Raw genomic sequence first — 16,753 nt, forward strand, 5'->3', positions numbered from 1 at the left:
TTAGAAAAAGGGGTAACATAAGTATTAGAAAGTTCATTAATGAACTAATCCAAACCGCAAAACAGTGAAAAAATATTTGCCATAAGAAAAAGAATGTGGAGCAGGGATGATGTACAGTGAGTATGAATTGTTTGGAACCAACCAGCAGATGAGAAAAGTGATCGAGCAGGCGTGTGAACGGCTGATGGAGACCTATGGACTGCGTCACGTGGAACTGGATATCCTTTATCTGATTTCCCATGAAAAGCAGAAAGATACTGCAAAGGATCTGATCGAGATACAGCATTTGTCCAAGGCTCATATTTCGAAATCAGTGGATAATTTAAAGCAGCATGGTTATATTGAACTGATCGCAGATGAGGAAGACCACAGAAGGATACACATTCGCATGACTGGTAAGGCAAAACCTGTGCTGGAAGAATTTGAGCAGATCCGGGCGGATATTTTGGAACGTCTGTTTGCGGGAGTGACAGAAGAAGAACGCAGCTGCTTAAAGCGTGTAATGGGTAAGATTATGAAAAACATTCAGGCAGAACAGGAGGATGGGGTATGAACCAATATGGAGATTTTGGAAAAGAAACGGAAGAACTGATGATGATATGTGATCGTAACGACAGAATCCCGCCGGAGCTGTTTAAAGAGTTCGGTGTAAAACGTGGTTTAAGGGACGTAGATGGAACCGGTGTACTTGCAGGAATCAGCAATATCTCAAGAATTGATGCATTTAAAACAGAAAATGGAAAAAAGATTCCGTGTGACGGACAGCTCTGGTACCGTGGTTATAATGTGATCGATCTGATCCAGGGATTTGAAGGGAAACGTTTTGGATTTGAGGAAGTGGCATATCTTCTTTTGTTTGGTGAACTGCCGGATACTGCAAAATTAGGAGCATTCAAGAGCATGCTCGAAGAGTGCAGACAGCTTCCGACAAACTTTACCAGAGATGTCATTATGAAGGCACCGAGCAAGGATATCATGAATTCACTGACAAGAAGTGTGCTGACACTTGCTTCCTATGATGAGACGATCGCAGACCAGGAACTTCATACACAGTTAGAACAGTGTATCAAACTGATCAGTGTATTTCCGATGCTTGCGGTATACGGCTACCATGCATATAACCATTATATCTGTGATGACAGCCTTTATATCCATCGTCCGCAGGAGGGGCTGTCTGCAGCAGAGAATCTGCTTCTTATGCTCCGACCGGATAAGGCATACACGGAACTGGAAGCGCGCGTGCTCGATATAGCACTGGTGCTTCATATGGAGCATGGTGGAGGAAATAACTCTACATTTACAACAAGAGTTGTAACATCCTCCGGATCTGATACATATTCTGTCATGGCAGCAGCACTTTCTTCCCTGAAAGGACCAAAACACGGTGGTGCCAATATCAAGGTTGTAGAAATGATGGATGATATGAGAAGCCATGTAAAGGACTGGGGAGACAGGGATGAAGTTAAAAACTACTTAGAGCAGCTTGTTGACAAACAGGCATTTGACCGCAAAGGCCTGATCTATGGCATGGGCCATGCCGTTTATTCGCTTTCTGATCCGAGAGCACGCGTGTTCAAAAGTTTTGTGGAACGGCTTGCTGTGGCAAAGGGAAGGGAAAAAGATTTTGCACTTTACAGTATGGTGGAGAATCTTGCACCGGAAGTGATCGCAGAAAAACGTCATATTTACAAAGGAGTTTCTGCAAATGTTGATTTTTACAGTGGATTTGTATACAGCATGTTAGACATTCCGTTAGAACTTTATACACCGATCTTTGCAATCGCCCGTATTGTCGGATGGAGTGCACATCGTATGGAAGAACTGGTAAATATGGATAAGATCATTCGTCCTGCATACCGGAGCATTATGCCGGAGAAAGTGTACGTGCCGTTAGAAGAGCGAGAACAGTAACAAAAAATGAGCAGAAGAAAGATTATTCTTCCTTCTGCCCATTATTTTTTTTGATCATCTTATATACAAAGGAATATGCCCAGACCAGAACTGGGATGATCACAGTTGCATAAACCGAAGCCATCAGCATATCCATGTAGTTCTCATTGGAAGAGAGCGCACAGAAAATGGTGGAAATATAAAGCCCGGCTAAAATGACGGCGCCGGAAATGGCGAGGATACGTTTTATTTTTTTCAAAGTAAGACCTCCAGTTTTATATATGTTTACCGGCATGATGTGAGTCAAAGACAGACAAAATACCGCAGCTGTACTAAGATTATCCTAGCCGAAAGTATCAGAAGAGTCAAGAAAAATAAAGACAGCATGAAATGCAAACATCATAAATTAATGAATTGCAAAAACAGTGGATGTTTGCTATAATAGTACATGCATGTTAAATGCAACCACAATTCACATAGAAAACGAGGAAACAGACTATGGCATTATTAGAACAGTGGCAGAAAATTGCCTATAATGAGAAAACAGACAGAGGGGAATTACAGAGATTCTGGCAGAGATATTTCCTTTTGGAAAAAGGCGTATATGAGAAGCTTCTTACAAACCCGGATGAGAAGGTTGAGGGAACTGTAAAAGAGCTTGCTGATAAATATAATCTGAGCATCATGGAGATGACAGGTTTCCTGGATGGAATCAATGACAGTTTAGTAGAGCCGAATCCAATCGATACCATGGAGGAGGATACAAAAGTAAGCCTTGCATTTGATAAAGAAAAATTATACAAGAACATGGTAGATGCAAAGGCTGACTGGCTGTATGAGCTTCCTCAGTGGAATGAGATCTTCGATGGTGAGACAAAAAGAAGACTGTACTTAGAGCAGAAGAAGTCCGGAACTGTTATTGTTGGCAAAAAGATCGGACGTAACGATCCATGCCCATGCGGATCTGGCAAGAAATATAAATACTGCTGTATGAATAAATAAGTAAAACAAAATCCCGGTGTTTTGAAGATTATCAGAACACAGGGATTTTTATGTATCTGAAAGGAGAACATTGTATGAAAAAATTAAAAGAATTTTTTGCAGATATGACAGAGAGCGTTTCTGTTACAAAACTGGATGGAACTTTGATCGTTACAATAGCAGCACTCTCCGGTGTGATCATCGGAATGTTGATCTCACCGCGCAAGAATGCAAAATATGGCTGTGATAATGGCACGACTTATATCACCAACAATGGAGAAGAGGACGACTGGGACTGGGATGAAGAGGACCGGGAATAAAATTTTATGATAAAAATCCGGATATTGTCAAAAAAATATGCTCTCTAATCTGCCGGAAAGGCATAAATTTCCCCAAAAGAGAGAAACTAATACCAGACAGTCAGATCATTGCGAAAGAAATGATAAAAATACGAAAGACTGTCCCCTTTTTATAAGGGATGAAAGGAGAAAAAATGACAATTCTGGATTGTTCAGTTACAGGCTGTATTTACAATGAGGCAAACTGCTGCCACAAAGGCAGTATCAAAGTGGAGGGAGAAGACGCAAAAGAATGTGAAGATACCTGCTGCGGAAGTTTTGTGGAGCGTGGGGATAAATGCGCAAAGAATGTAACGAAAGATGCACCGAAAAATATTGATGTATCATGCTGTGCTACAAATTGTGTCTTCAATAAGGCAGAAAAGTGTGATGCAGAGCATATTGGTATCGCGGGCGGTGATGCATGTAACTGCAGGGATACAGAATGTGCAAGTTTCTGCTGTAATTCATAACAACAGATTTGCATGGAAAACCGGAGATTTGTATTGAAAAGTCTCCGGTTTTTCTTATGGTAGATATAAAATCCGACACAGAACGTACAGAAAATGTTCAGAAATTCTTAACTTGTATTTCAATCAGATGGGACGTATAATGCGAGTAGGAAATAAGTCATGATCATAGCTTACATTTTTGTATGACAGGGATGCACTGGAATGGGAGGCTTTTAGAATGAGGAAAAAATCTCATATTTCTCTTGCAAAATATATCGTAAACAGTCTTGACGACAAAGAATTAAAAAAACATAGGTTGTCGTTTTACATTGGAAGTGTTCTTCCTGATATCAAACCTTCTTTTGTTTATAAAAGGCATGAGATCAATGGAACGTTCCCTTATGTGAAAAAGCATATTGCCCGGTTGTCGGAAGGACAGAAGGTTATGAATAAAAAGGGTGGAAAATATTACAGGGATTTAGGACAGGTCAGTCATTATCTTGCAGATTATTTTACATTTCCACACAACAAAATATATCCGGGAGGATTCAAGGATCACTGCTCTTATGAAGAAAAATTAAAACGTGATCTGAGATCTTATATCAAAAGCGGGGAAGCTGAGAGACAACATGTGCCGGGTGGATATTTTATGGATGCAAAAGCTCTCTGCGATTATATCCAGAAAGCGCATGATGATTATATTGAGCGAAAACATGATGTTTCAGATGATATTACACATATTGTTGAGGTGAATCGTAAGGCGATTGAGGGAATGATAGAAGTTCTTGCGAGAAAGAGCGAAAATCACCGTCTGAAACACTCATAAAGTGGAAAATTGCAATAGCTGCTGTCGAAAAATGGGGAGAAGTGGCATGCTGTTTTGATTGATTTTTGCATGATTTAGGAGTAATATGTAAATATCAGAGAAAAGGGTGTCATAAGTACTATAAACCGCCAGCAACGCGATGAAAGTGGCATAGGAATCTTGGCAGTTAAGGAGGATTCATATGAACAGAATCGAAGAAATTCAAAGAGAAATTGAGTCTGTCAGATCAGAACTCAATCAATCATTTTTACAGAACGATGAATTCGAGGAATATTATCGAAAAAGTACGGAACTAGACAAGCTGATCGAAGAATACTTAGAGAGAAAACAGCAGGTACAGATGAGCTGACAGACAGTCGAATATGGAAAATATTATTTATAAGAACGATAGGACAAAGGTACTACCGTTCTTTTTTTGTGCAATAAATTAGCGACATTACCATAAAAAACCACTGGAAAATCAAGGAAATTCTTGATTTTTTCTTAAGAGTGGTTTAAGATGTATATAAATGTGGAGGAAAGTGGTACGAAATGGTACAAAGTGGTAGATGAGATCCTGTTTGGTGGAAGATCAGATCTTTAGGATTTTAGTTCCACTTAAAGGCAGGTGTTTGTGTTATGTTCATGGGAGAATACAATCACACAGTGGATCCAAAAGGCAGACTGATCATCCCTGCAAAGTTCAGAGAGCAGCTTGGCGATGAATTTGTAGTGACAAAGGGATTGGATGGATGCTTATTTGTGTATACCAAAGAAGAGTGGCACAACATCGAAGAAAAGTTCCGGGGGATTTCCATGACCTCTAAGGACGCCAGAAAATTTTCGCGTTTTTTCTTCGCAGGAGCAGCGGCACTAGAACTGGACAAGCAGGGAAGAATTTTACTTCCGCCGGTTTTGAGGGAATACGCTGATTTACAAAAAGATGTCGTCTTAGTCGGCGTGCTGAGCCGTGTGGAAATCTGGGATAAAGACAGATGGCTGGAAAATACTTATGATGAGGACGAGATGGATGATATCGCAGAACACATGGCAGAGTTAGGATTTAGCATTTAGAGGTGAGGACAGTGGAATTTCATCATTATTCTGTATTATTAAATGAGACAATTGAAAATTTAAATATCAGACCGGATGGAATCTATGTGGACGGAACCTTAGGCGGTGGCGGACATTCTTATCAGATCCTGAAGCATTTGGGGGAAAATGGAAGACTGATCGGCATTGATCAGGATGCAGATGCGATCAGGGCAGCCGGGGAACGCCTTACAGAGTTTGGAAATAAAGCGACACTGATCCGCAGCAACTATGCCAATATGAAAGAAGAACTGCATGCGATCGGAGTGGACAAAGTAGACGGTATTGTACTTGACCTTGGTGTTTCTTCCTTCCAGTTAGATACACCAGAGCGTGGATTTACTTACCGGGAACCGGATGCGCCGCTTGATATGCGTATGGATGACAGACAGAGCCAGACAGCAAAAGATATTGTCAATGGATACAGTGAAATGGACTTATACCGTATTATCCGTGATTACGGGGAAGATAAATTTGCAAAAAATATTGCAAAACATATTGTAGCGGAACGTCAAAAGAAAACGATCGAGACAGCAGGAGAACTGACAGATATTATACGGGCAGCTATTCCGATGAAAGTACAGGTAACCGGAGGGCATCCGGCAAAGCGTACATTTCAGGCGATCCGTATTGAGTTAAATCACGAACTTGAAGTGCTTAGAGATCATTTAGATGAGATGATCGATCTTTTGAATCCGGGTGGAAGGATCTGCATTATTACATTCCATTCGTTAGAAGACCGTATTGTAAAATCAAATTTTAAGAGAAATGAAAACCCATGTACCTGTCCGAGTGATTTTCCGGTCTGTGTCTGTGGAAAAGTTTCAAAAGGAAAAGTGATTACAAGAAAGCCGATTCTTCCATCGGAGAAGGAACTGGAAGAAAATTCGAGGTCAAAAAGTGCAAAACTTCGTGTATTTGAACGAAGATAGTTAGGGAGGAATATTATGAGAAATCAGACGGAGAGGAGAGCTTCCGGAAGAAATTATTATGTGGATGGCAATACGGTGCGCCGCATGGAAGCAGTACCTGATTACCGAAGAGAAAGACGGGAAAGAGAAGAAAGAGAACGGGAAGAACAACTGCGTAGAAGAAAACGTCAGGTAAGAAGAAATCAGGAACGTCAGCTTCGGATGAGCAAGAGTTATGTGATATTTCTTACCATGGCAGTGATCGTATTTGGCGTATTTGCAGGAACCTACATAAAAATACAGTCAGATATGACGGCAAGAATGAATACGATCAGCAATTTAGAAAGCCAGATCGCTGATTTAAAGGCAGATAATGATGAGGCATATAAGAGAATCCGTATGTCTGTAGACCTTGACAGTGTCAGGGAAAAAGCATTAAATGAGCTTGGAATGTCATATGCAAAAGAATCCCAGATTATCTATTATACTGTTGACAATGATGATTTTATGAACCAGTACAGTGAAATACCGCAGAAATAGAATGCATGTTTTGATACTGTGATATAAGAAATGCAGGGGTAAGGATGGCAGCAAAGAGAAGAAAACCATGGTTGAAGTTTCCGAGACGCATGCAGAAAAAACTGGTCGTTATGTTCAGTGCGATTGCAGTTTTACTGACAGGACTGATCGGGAGACTTATGTATATTGAACATACCAGCGGTGATAAATACGAAAAAATTGTTTTGTCACAGCAGGAATATGACAGTCAGACCATTCCGTATCAGAGAGGCGATATTGTGGACAGCAAGGGTACTGTACTTGCAACCAGTATCGCCGTTTATAATGTCATTTTAGACTGTTCGGTCATGACCAGCAAAGAGGAGTATATTGAGCCTACAATTCAGGCGCTTACAAGCTGCTTTGAGGATATGGACAGCAATACATTGTATGGTTACGCGAAAGAGCAGAATGACAGCCGTTATATCGTGCTGAAGAAAAAGGCATCTTACGAAGAAATACAGCCATTTGTTGAAATGCAGGAAGCTGTGGATGAAAAAGGGAAAAAGATAAATCCCAATATCAAGGGTGTGTGGTTTGAAAAAGAATATCAAAGGGAATATCCGTATGGTGCACTTGCGAGCTCTATTGTAGGATTTACAGCTTCCGGAAACGTTGGTGTGAACGGTCTTGAACAGTATTACAATGAAACCTTAAACGGTGTGGATGGAAGAGAGTACGGATATTTAAATACAGATAATAACTTTGAAAAGACCATCAAAGCTGCGAAAAATGGTAACACAGTTGTGTCTACGATCGATTCCCATATCCAGTCTGTGGTAGAACAAAAGATTGCGGATTTTAATGAAGCCTATACCGGGAATTACCGCGAGGGAGAGCCTGGGGCTAGCCATGTCGGAGTACTGGTCATGAATCCGAATAATGGGGATGTTCTTGCAATGGCTAATTATCCGAATTATGATCTGAGCAATCCAAGAGATCTTTCGGCATATTATACGCAGGAAGAGATTGATGCAATGGACGAAGATACACAGATGGATGCCTTGAATAAAATCTGGCAGAATTTCTGTACAACATATACTTATGAACCTGGATCTACTGCAAAACCATTTACGGTAGCGGCAGGACTTGAAACGGGCAAGGTTTCGACGGGAGACAGTTTTTACTGTGATGGCTATGAGCATGTGGGTGGACATGATATCCACTGTGTAAACAGAAGCGGACATGGGATGGAAACACTTGAACAGACACTTATGAATTCCTGCAATGATGCGATGATGCAGATATCCTATCGTCTGGGGAGTGATATTTTCACCAGATATCAGCAGATATTTGGCTTTGGACAAAGAACGGGGATCGATCTTCCAGGAGAAGCAAGAACAGATTCCCTGATCTATACGGCAGATAATATGGGACCAGTCGATCTTGCAACCAATGCGTTTGGGCAGAATTTCAATACGACGATGATACAGCTTGCCACGGCATATTGTTCTCTGGTCAATGGTGGAAGTCTTTATCAGCCGCATGTTGTGAAAAGGATAACGGATGAAAGCGGAAATACGATCAGTGAAGTGACACCAACCCTTTTACGGGAGACGGTATCGAAGTCAACGAGTGATGCCTTAAAACAGTATATGTATTCTACGGTCACAGGCGGTACTGCAGTAACTGCAAAGGTAGATGGATATTCCATGGGAGGAAAAACCGGTACAGCCCAGAAAGCAGGACGTGATGGCATTAATTATCTGGTGTCGTTTATCGGATTTGCGCCGGTGGAAGATCCGCAGCTTGTTATTTACTGTGTTGTGGATGAACCGAATGTTGCAGAACAGTTCCACAGTACTTATGCACAGAATATCGTAAGAGAGATCTTAGAGGAGGTTCTTCCTTATATGAATATATACCGGGATGAAGATACTACCGGTATTCATGAAGGATGGGGAATCAAAGGTGAAGACGAAGGCGATGTCGGTGATGTGACGGCAGCCGATGTTGCAAACTCTACGGCTGAGGAGAGTTTGGATGTGCCGGATACGACGGATGAACTGCCGGAGAATACAGGGGAACAGCCAGCCGAAGATATTGATCCGGGGGCAGATGAAGGTCAGCAGTAAAGAAAAGTATAAAACAAAATACATAACCTCACAAAAGTAAGAATAAAATGCTATGAAAACTTTTGTGAGGTTTTTATATATGCAGCAGGAACTTCCTTTTTATAGAAGTAAAACATTTCATCGGAAAAAGATCATGGTAATGTTTACGGTTGTATTTCTGGCGCTTTTATTTTTACTTGGAAGACTGGTGTATCTTATGATATTTTGCTCCGGATATTATGGACAAAAGGCGCAGAATCTGCATGAGAGGGAGCGTGATATTAAGGCAGCGAGAGGAAAAATTTTAGACAAAAACGGTGTGGTACTTGCAACTAACAAGTCGGTCTGCACCATATCGGTCATACACAGCCAGATCGAAGATAAAGAGGCAGTGATCACTGCACTGGTAAAAGAACTTGAACTACCGGAGGAAACAGTGCGGAAACGTGTGGAAAAGGTGAGCTCCATAGAGCGCATAAAGACAAATGTCCCAAAAGAGACAGGAGATAAGATACGGGCATATAAACTTCCGGGGATCAAAGTAGACGAAGATTATAAGCGGTATTATCCCTACGATACGTTAGCATCAAAAGTATTGGGATTTACGGGTGGTGATAACCAGGGAATTGTGGGACTTGAAGTAAAGTATGATTCTTATCTTCAGGGGACGAATGGGAAAATACTTACACTTACAGATGCAAGGGGGATTGAGATTGAAAATGCAGGGGAGACGAGACTTGAACCGGTCAACGGATACGACCTTAATATTTCCATGGACTATAATATACAGTTATACTGTGAACAGGCGGCGGAGAAGACCTATATCAAAAAAGATGCAAAATATGTGTCTGTTATCGTGATGAATCCGTCAGATGGAGAAATCTATGCGATGGTAAATTATCCGGAGTTTCATCTGAATGATCCGTTTACACTGATCAATGAGGAAAATGTTCCTGCGGAGAAAAAACAGGATCTTTTGAACCAGATGTGGAGAAATCAATGTATCAGTGATACTTATGAACCGGGTTCCACATTTAAGATCATTACAGCGGCAGCAGCATTAGAACAGGGAGTCGTTAAGCTGACGGATAATTTTTACTGTCCCGGATATAAACTGGTGGAGGACCGGAGGATACGGTGTGCCAAGACGACCGGACATGGAGCAGAAACGTTTGAAACAGGAATTATGAATTCATGTAATCCGGTATTTATCGAACTTGGAGAAAGACTTGGGGTTGACAATTTTTATAAGTATTTCAGACAGTTTGGACTGCTGTCGAAAACAAATGTGGATCTTCCCGGAGAAGCGGCAACGATCATGCACAAAAAAGAAAATGTCGGCCCGGTAGAGCTTGCGACCATATCGTTCGGTCAGTCCTTTCAGATCACGCCGATGCAGCTTGTGACTACTGTTTCTTCTATTATAAATGGGGGACACCGTATCACGCCGCATTTTGGGGTAAAAATCACAGGAGAAGGGGGAAATGAGGTAGAAACATTGAGATATGAAACAAAAAATGACATCTGCAGGGAAGAAACGTCGGAAACAATGCGTTATCTGTTAGAGAGGGTTGTCTCTGATGGCAGTGGAAAGAATGCTAAAATAGAAGGTTTTTCCATTGGAGGAAAAACTGCTACTTCACAGACACTTCCAAGGAGTGAACATAAATACATCTCGTCATTTCTTGGATTTGCCCCTGCGGATGATCCGAAAGTTTTAGTGCTCGTTGTGATCAACGATCCGAAAGGAACTTATTACGGAGGACAGATCGCGGCACCTGTTGCAAAAGAAATTATGGAAAACATTTTGCCGTATCTTGCGAAATGATAAAAAATGACGTATACTATTGTGTTGTTAAAAAAGTACATGAGCGCAAAACCGGCGCAAGAATGGAGATTATTATGACATATGAAATTGTAATACCGGTAATTATTGCATTCGTAATCAGTGCACTGTTAGGACCAGTTGTGATTCCTTTCTTAAGAAGACTCAAGGTAGGTCAGACAGAACGAAAAGAACTTGAATCCCATTTAAAGAAAAACGGAACCCCGACAATGGGGGGACTGATGATTCTTGCAAGTATCATCATCACATCCCTGTTTTATGTCAAAGATTATCCGAAGATCATTCCGATTCTGTTTATGACAGTCGGATTTGGTGTGATCGGATTTTTGGATGATTATTTAAAAGTTGTGCTGCGCCGTTCAGATGGACTGCTGGCATGGCAGAAGATGATTCTTCAGATCATTGTCACAGGTGTATTTGCTGTATACATGGTGAAATATTCCGGTGTGGCACTTACCATGCTGATCCCGTTCTCAGGGGGAAAATACTTAGATCTTGGATGGCTGGCAATTCCGGTTCTGTTTTTTGCGGTAGTCGGCACCGTAAACGGAACGAATTTTACGGATGGACTTGACGGATTAGCATCAAGCGTTACGATCATGGTTGCAACATTCTTTTCAGTTGTAGCAATCGGAACTAATGCAGGAATTGCACCGATCACCTGTGCTGTTGTGGGAGCACTGCTTGGATTTTTACTGTTTAATGTATATCCGGCAAGTGTATTTATGGGAGATACCGGATCTCTGGCACTGGGTGGCTTTGTAGTATCAACAGCATATATGATGCAGATGCCTCTTTTTATTCTGATCGTGGGTCTGATCTACCTGGTGGAAGTTTTATCCGTTATCATTCAGGTGACTTATTTTAAGAAAACCGGCGGAAAGCGTATTTTCCGTATGGCACCGATTCATCATCATTTTGAACTTGGCGGATGGTCTGAGACAAGAGTTGTTGCTGTATTTTCTATCACGACAGCAATTTTGTGCCTGATCGCACTGCTTGCAATGTAATAAAAATCAGATGTGGAAATGGAGTAATGCATGGATCTGACAGGAAAACAGGTATTGGTGGCAGGACTTGGAAAAAGTGGGATTGCCGCCGGGGCGTTACTAAAGAAACTTGGGTGCAGCGTCTTTCTGTTCGATGAAAACAAAAAGTTCGATACTGCTGCCTGGAAAAAAACGTATCCGGTATTTTCGGACTGCCCGTTGTGGGTAGGAGAATTGCCGGATGAGGCAGTTGATAAAATGGAGCTTGCTGTGGTAAGCCCCGGCATACCGCTTGATTCTTTGGCAATGCAAAAGATATATAATGCCGGCATACCGATATGGGGAGAGGCAGAACTTGCATACCGGCTTGCAAAAGGGCGGGTTGCAGCAATTACGGGTACAAACGGCAAAACGACAACGACAACACTTGTGGGAGAAATCCTAAAGAAATGTTATCCGGAAGTATTTGTTGTTGGAAATATTGGTATCCCATATACTTCGATCGTTGAAAAAACCACAGAACAGACCATTGCAGTGGCAGAGATCAGCAGTTTTCAGTTAGAAACAATGGAAACTTTCCATCCCTCCGTTTCTGCAATTTTAAATATCACGCCGGATCATCTTGACAGACATCACACCATGGAGGCATATATCCGGGCAAAGGAAAGCATTACAAAGTGTCAGACAATGGATGATGTATGTATACTCAATTATGAGGATGAAATACTTCGTTCTTTTGCAGAAACGCTTAAAACAAAGGTATTGTTTTTCAGCAGCAAAAGATCATTAGCAGAGGGAATATATCTGAAGAATGACGCGATCTGGATAGCTCAGAAGGAAAAAGAACCGGAAAAACTGATAGACATAGATAAACTGAAACTTCTTGGAACACACAATTATGAAAATGTCATGGCGGCTTCCGGTGCTGCGCTTTGCATGGGAGCACCGGCTGATGTGATACAGAGCGTGTTAAAAGAGTTTCAGGGTGTAAAACACCGCATTGAATTTGTGCGGGAATTGCATGGTGTTATGTATTATAATGATTCTAAAGCGACAAATCCGGATGCGGCAATTCGCGGAATCAGGGCAATGAACCGGAAAACGGTGCTCATCGGCGGTGGGTATGATAAAGAACTTGAATTTGATGAGTGGATTGACAGCTTTGAGGGAAAAGTAAAATATCTTTTGTTAATTGGACAGACGAAAGAAAAAATCGCAGAATGTGCACAAAAGCATGGCTTTGGGAATATCGTATGTTGTGATACATTAAAAGAAGCGGTAGACAACTGTTACAGACTGGCAGAAACCGGGGAAGCAGTATTGCTCTCACCTGCATGTGCAAGCTGGGGAGATTTTAAGGATTATACGCAGCGTGGAGATCTGTTCCGGCAATATGTCATGGAACTGCCGGAATAAAGAATCAGGGTTTGATCAGACAGGTTTTATATAAATGAGGAAAAATTATGGCAAGAAGACGGGAAAATGAAAAAAAACAAAAAGCGATCCGGTATTTTGATTACAGCCTGTTATTTCTGATTATATTTTTGCTGTGCTTTGGGCTGATCATGTTATACAGTACCAGTTCTTATTATGGATCGACAAGATTTAACGATGCAGCATATTATGTGAAAAGGCAGATGTATGCAAGCGCACTTGGAATAGCAGCAATGTTATTTATTTCGAAAATTCCATATAAGTTCTGGATGCAGGTTTCAACGCTTGCGTATTTTGTGGCATTGACGTTATGTACAGCAGTTATTTTTGTCGGAACAAGTGCAAAAGGACAGTCGCGATGGTTCAGGATCGGACCGATCCAGTTCCAGCCATCTGAGATTGCGAAAATCGCGGTTATAATTTTCCTTGCGACGATCATCTATAAAACACCAAAACGTATTGGTGAATTTAAAAGCCTGGTTAAGATCATGCTTTTTATTCTGCCGATTTTTGCGGTGGTTGCGTATAATAACTTAAGTACGGCAATTATTATCCTTGGAATTGCTGTCTGCATGTTATTTGTTGCAAGTCCGAAATATTTACAGTTCATCATCATGGGAATAGGAGTAGGTCTGGCTGGCACTCTGTTTATTCTGCTGGCATCTTACCGTGCAGAGCGTGTTATGATCTGGCTGCATCCGGAGGACTATGAAAAAGGGTATCAGACGCTGCAGGGATTATATGCGATCGGTTCCGGAGGACTTTTTGGCAAAGGATTGGGAGAGAGTATGCAGAAACTGGGATTTATCCCGGAGGCACAGAATGATATGATCTTTTCTGTTATATGTGAAGAACTTGGTCTTTTTGGCGCAGTCTGTCTGATATTGTTGTACCTGCTTATTATCTGGCGTCTGATGATCATTGCAAATAATGCCTCTGATCTTTATGGAGCATTGATCGTAGTTGGAATTATGGCACATCTGGCGATTCAGGTATTACTCAACATTGCGGTTGTTACGAATACAATTCCAAATACGGGTGTATCACTGCCGTTTATCAGTTATGGAGGAACATCCATATCGATTTTGTTGGCAGAGATGGGTCTGGCGCTTTCTGTATCGAGGGGAATTAAATTAGAGGTTGCCTGATTATGAGAATCAAAGAACAGAGAAAAAGAAAAAAAAGAAGAAAAATTGGAGCCTGTATATTCTTAGTGGTTCTGATGCTGGCAGCACTTACTGCACTGATCGTGGTAAAGGTGTTTACAGTTCAGAATGTGGTTGTAGAAGGAAACAGTCTTTATTCAGCCGATCAGATTAAAAATATGGTGCTGGATGATGATTATTCGTGGAACAGCCTGTATGTAGACCTGAAATACCGGTTTGTGGACATCGGAGAGGTGCCGTTTGTAGATACAATGGAAATTTCGCTGGATGATCCACATACACTGCGGATTTCTGTTACGGAAAAAGGCATTCTCGGAAGTTTCTATATAGATACACTTGGGCAGTATGCATATTTTGATAAAGACGGATTTGTTGTGGAAACTTCATCGGATGTAATCGAGGGAGTGCCAAAGATCACAGGCGTTACCTGCGACAGTGTGGTTTTATATGAAAAACTGCCGCTTGAGGATTCGAATCTGCTGAGAAATCTTCTGACATTGACACAATTATTGAAAAAATATGAGCTGGAACCGGAAGAGATCCATTATGACAGTGCAATGCAGCCACAGCTTACCTACGGAACGATTACAGTCAATGTTGGTTCAGAGGATTATCTGACACAGAAAATTGCAAGACTTTCCGCAATTATGCCACAACTGTCGGGACTGTCCGGTATACTTCATTTAGAAACATGGACGCCGGATACGACAGATATTGTGTTTGACCGTGCAGATCTGTAAAAAAAGTGTAATCTTTTTTGAAAAATCAGTTGATTAATTGTAAGAAAAATTATATTATAGTGTATATGAGTTTTTTAGCTGTAAATTTTTAAGCTAAATGAAGGAGGAACTACCTTGCTGGAGATTAAGACAACAGAAGCGGATACCAGTGCAAAGATCATCGTGATCGGAGTAGGAGGAGCTGGTAATAATGCTGTAAATAGAATGATTGATGAGAGTATCGGGGGAGTCGAGTTTATCGGGGTAAACACGGATAAACAGGCTTTGGCACTCTGCAAAGCACCGACACTGATTCAGATCGGTGAGAAGCTGACGAAAGGACTTGGAGCTGGAGCACAGCCTGAGATCGGTCAGAAAGCCGCTGAGGAGAGCATGGAAGAATTATCTGCAGCAGTAAAAGGCGCGGATATGGTTTTTGTAACCTGTGGTATGGGCGGTGGAACCGGAACAGGTGCAGCACCGGTTGCTGCTAAGATTGCAAAAGAGCAGGGAATCTTAACGGTCGGCGTTGTGACAAAGCCATTTAAATTTGAAGCAAAACAGCGTATGTTAAATGCACTTTCCGGTATTGAACGTTTAAAAGAGAGCGTTGATACTCTGATCGTGATCCCGAATGACAAACTTTTGGAGATTGTTGACAGACGTACAACTATGCCGGATGCTTTGAAGAAGGCTGACGAAGTGTTGCAGCAGGCTGTTCAGGGAATTACAGACCTCATTAATCTGCCTGCATTGATCAATCTTGACTTTGCCGATGTTTCCACAGTTATGAAGGACAAGGGTATGGCACATATCGGTATTGGTAATGCAAAGGGTGATGACAAGGCGATCGAAGCAGTTAAACTTGCAGTTGCAAGTCCACTGTTAGAGACAACGATCAATGGTGCATCTCATGTTATCATTAATATATCCGGTGATATTTCCCTGATGGATGCGAACGATGCCGCAAGTTATGTTCAGGATCTTGCAGGTGATAATGCCAATATTATTTTCGGTGCGAAGTATGATGAGTCCATGACAGATGAAGCAACCATCACGGTTATCGCAACAGGACTTGAGAATGCCCAGGCGGCACCAAAGAGCAAGATCATGCCGGATCTCCGTTATGGAAATACTGCGAATGTTACAAGACCGGTTGGAACACCTGGCATTAACAGACAGGCAGCAAATCTCGGTGCAAGTGTACAGGCACATACGCAGACACAGGCAACAACACCGACATTCTCCGGTATCCAAAGACCACGCCAGCCAGAGAGTACGGTACAGCCGATGGATATTAAAATCCCGGATTTCCTTAAAAATTCAAGAAAATAAATATAAGATAATTATGTACATCAGAAAAGAGATTTATGCATTGACAAAATGTGTAGATCTCTTTTTTCGTATAGCACAGATGATCACTTGTCGAAAATAAGGGATGATTTTTAGGATTTGCAGTTCCTGTTTTGACAAAAAAGTAATGTTATACGTTTTATAATGGCAGTAAAGATGCAAAAG

The 16,753-nt window shown here is 41.5% G+C and carries 18 protein-coding genes; 17 read left to right on the forward strand and 1 reads right to left on the reverse strand.

From position 1 onward, the window contains the following. Nucleotides 1-106 precede the first annotated feature (106 nt). Nucleotides 107-553 carry a MarR family winged helix-turn-helix transcriptional regulator gene (locus DXA60_RS02355; protein WP_241070969.1) on the forward strand — a complete coding sequence of 149 codons (447 nt, stop codon included), beginning with the start codon at nt 107-109 and terminating at the stop codon, nt 551-553. Beyond that, on the forward strand, nt 550-1,911 hold the full coding sequence (locus DXA60_RS02360) for a citrate/2-methylcitrate synthase (protein WP_117919169.1): 1,362 nt from the start codon (nt 550-552) through the stop codon (nt 1,909-1,911). The genes DXA60_RS02355 and DXA60_RS02360 overlap by 4 nt, the downstream gene beginning before the upstream one ends. Before the next feature lie 22 nt (nt 1,912-1,933). Here the strand turns inward: DXA60_RS02360 and DXA60_RS02365 are convergent, their stop codons facing one another. Then, on the reverse strand, nt 1,934-2,149 hold the full coding sequence (locus DXA60_RS02365; protein WP_241070970.1) for a hypothetical protein: 216 nt from the start codon (nt 2,147-2,149) through the stop codon (nt 1,934-1,936). Between the two features lie 239 nt (nt 2,150-2,388). Here DXA60_RS02365 and DXA60_RS02370 point away from each other — a divergent pair, with 239 nt between their 5' ends. From DXA60_RS02370 to ftsZ, 15 genes are all read left to right on the forward strand, one after another. After that, on the forward strand, nt 2,389-2,892 hold the full coding sequence (locus tag DXA60_RS02370) for an SEC-C metal-binding domain-containing protein (protein ID WP_117919172.1): 504 nt from the start codon (nt 2,389-2,391) through the stop codon (nt 2,890-2,892). A gap of 74 nt (nt 2,893-2,966) precedes the next feature. After that, complete coding sequence (locus DXA60_RS02375; RefSeq protein WP_243006722.1) at nt 2,967-3,191, forward strand: hypothetical protein; 225 nt, start codon at nt 2,967-2,969, stop codon at nt 3,189-3,191. 173 nt (nt 3,192-3,364) lie between these two features. Continuing rightward, nucleotides 3,365-3,682 (forward strand): DUF1540 domain-containing protein, encoded by a 318-nt coding sequence (locus DXA60_RS02380; RefSeq protein WP_117919176.1) that lies wholly within the window; start codon nt 3,365-3,367, stop codon nt 3,680-3,682. A 217-nt stretch (nt 3,683-3,899) separates the two neighbouring features. Next, nucleotides 3,900-4,487, forward strand: a complete 588-nt coding sequence (locus DXA60_RS02385; RefSeq protein ID WP_117919178.1) for a zinc dependent phospholipase C family protein — start codon at nt 3,900-3,902, stop codon at nt 4,485-4,487. A 181-nt stretch (nt 4,488-4,668) separates the two neighbouring features. Further along, nucleotides 4,669-4,836 carry a Spo0E family sporulation regulatory protein-aspartic acid phosphatase gene (locus tag DXA60_RS02390; RefSeq protein WP_117919180.1) on the forward strand — a complete coding sequence of 56 codons (168 nt, stop codon included), beginning with the start codon at nt 4,669-4,671 and terminating at the stop codon, nt 4,834-4,836. A 269-nt stretch (nt 4,837-5,105) separates the two neighbouring features. Next, nucleotides 5,106-5,540: a division/cell wall cluster transcriptional repressor MraZ gene (gene mraZ / locus DXA60_RS02395; RefSeq protein WP_117919182.1), complete on the forward strand. Its 435-nt coding sequence runs from the start codon at nt 5,106-5,108 to the stop codon at nt 5,538-5,540. Between the two features lie 11 nt (nt 5,541-5,551). After that, entirely contained in the window at nt 5,552-6,490 is a 939-nt protein-coding gene (gene rsmH / locus DXA60_RS02400) for a 16S rRNA (cytosine(1402)-N(4))-methyltransferase RsmH (protein ID WP_117919184.1), read from the forward strand. Nucleotides 6,491-6,505: 15 nt separating this feature from the next. After that, complete coding sequence (locus DXA60_RS02405) at nt 6,506-7,009, forward strand: hypothetical protein (protein WP_117919186.1); 504 nt, start codon at nt 6,506-6,508, stop codon at nt 7,007-7,009. Between the two features lie 44 nt (nt 7,010-7,053). After that, a complete protein-coding gene (locus tag DXA60_RS02410) occupies nt 7,054-9,102 on the forward strand; it encodes a peptidoglycan D,D-transpeptidase FtsI family protein (RefSeq protein WP_117919188.1) in 2,049 nt (682 codons plus the stop codon). A 52-nt stretch (nt 9,103-9,154) separates the two neighbouring features. Further along, nucleotides 9,155-10,909, forward strand: a complete 1,755-nt coding sequence (locus tag DXA60_RS02415; RefSeq protein WP_117919189.1) for a peptidoglycan D,D-transpeptidase FtsI family protein — start codon at nt 9,155-9,157, stop codon at nt 10,907-10,909. Nucleotides 10,910-10,983: 74 nt separating this feature from the next. Beyond that, entirely contained in the window at nt 10,984-11,937 is a 954-nt protein-coding gene (gene mraY, locus DXA60_RS02420) for a phospho-N-acetylmuramoyl-pentapeptide-transferase (protein WP_117919296.1), read from the forward strand. A gap of 30 nt (nt 11,938-11,967) precedes the next feature. Beyond that, nucleotides 11,968-13,332 (forward strand): UDP-N-acetylmuramoyl-L-alanine--D-glutamate ligase, encoded by a 1,365-nt coding sequence (gene murD, locus DXA60_RS02425; protein WP_117919191.1) that lies wholly within the window; start codon nt 11,968-11,970, stop codon nt 13,330-13,332. A gap of 47 nt (nt 13,333-13,379) precedes the next feature. Next, nucleotides 13,380-14,498, forward strand: coding sequence for an FtsW/RodA/SpoVE family cell cycle protein (locus DXA60_RS02430; RefSeq protein ID WP_117919193.1), 1,119 nt, complete (start codon nt 13,380-13,382; stop codon nt 14,496-14,498). Nucleotides 14,499-14,500: 2 nt separating this feature from the next. Then, a complete protein-coding gene (locus DXA60_RS02435; protein WP_117919195.1) occupies nt 14,501-15,256 on the forward strand; it encodes a cell division protein FtsQ/DivIB in 756 nt (251 codons plus the stop codon). A gap of 114 nt (nt 15,257-15,370) precedes the next feature. Further along, the gene (gene ftsZ, locus DXA60_RS02440) at nt 15,371-16,570 is read left to right on the forward strand and encodes a cell division protein FtsZ (RefSeq protein WP_117919197.1); all 1,200 of its coding nucleotides are present in this window, start codon (nt 15,371-15,373) and stop codon (nt 16,568-16,570) included. Nucleotides 16,571-16,753: the final 183 nt, after the last annotated feature.

Origin of the sequence: Roseburia sp. OF03-24 (assembly GCF_003463035.1) — a bacterium.
In the GTDB taxonomy this organism is placed as follows: domain Bacteria; phylum Bacillota; class Clostridia; order Lachnospirales; family Lachnospiraceae; genus Roseburia; species Roseburia rectibacter.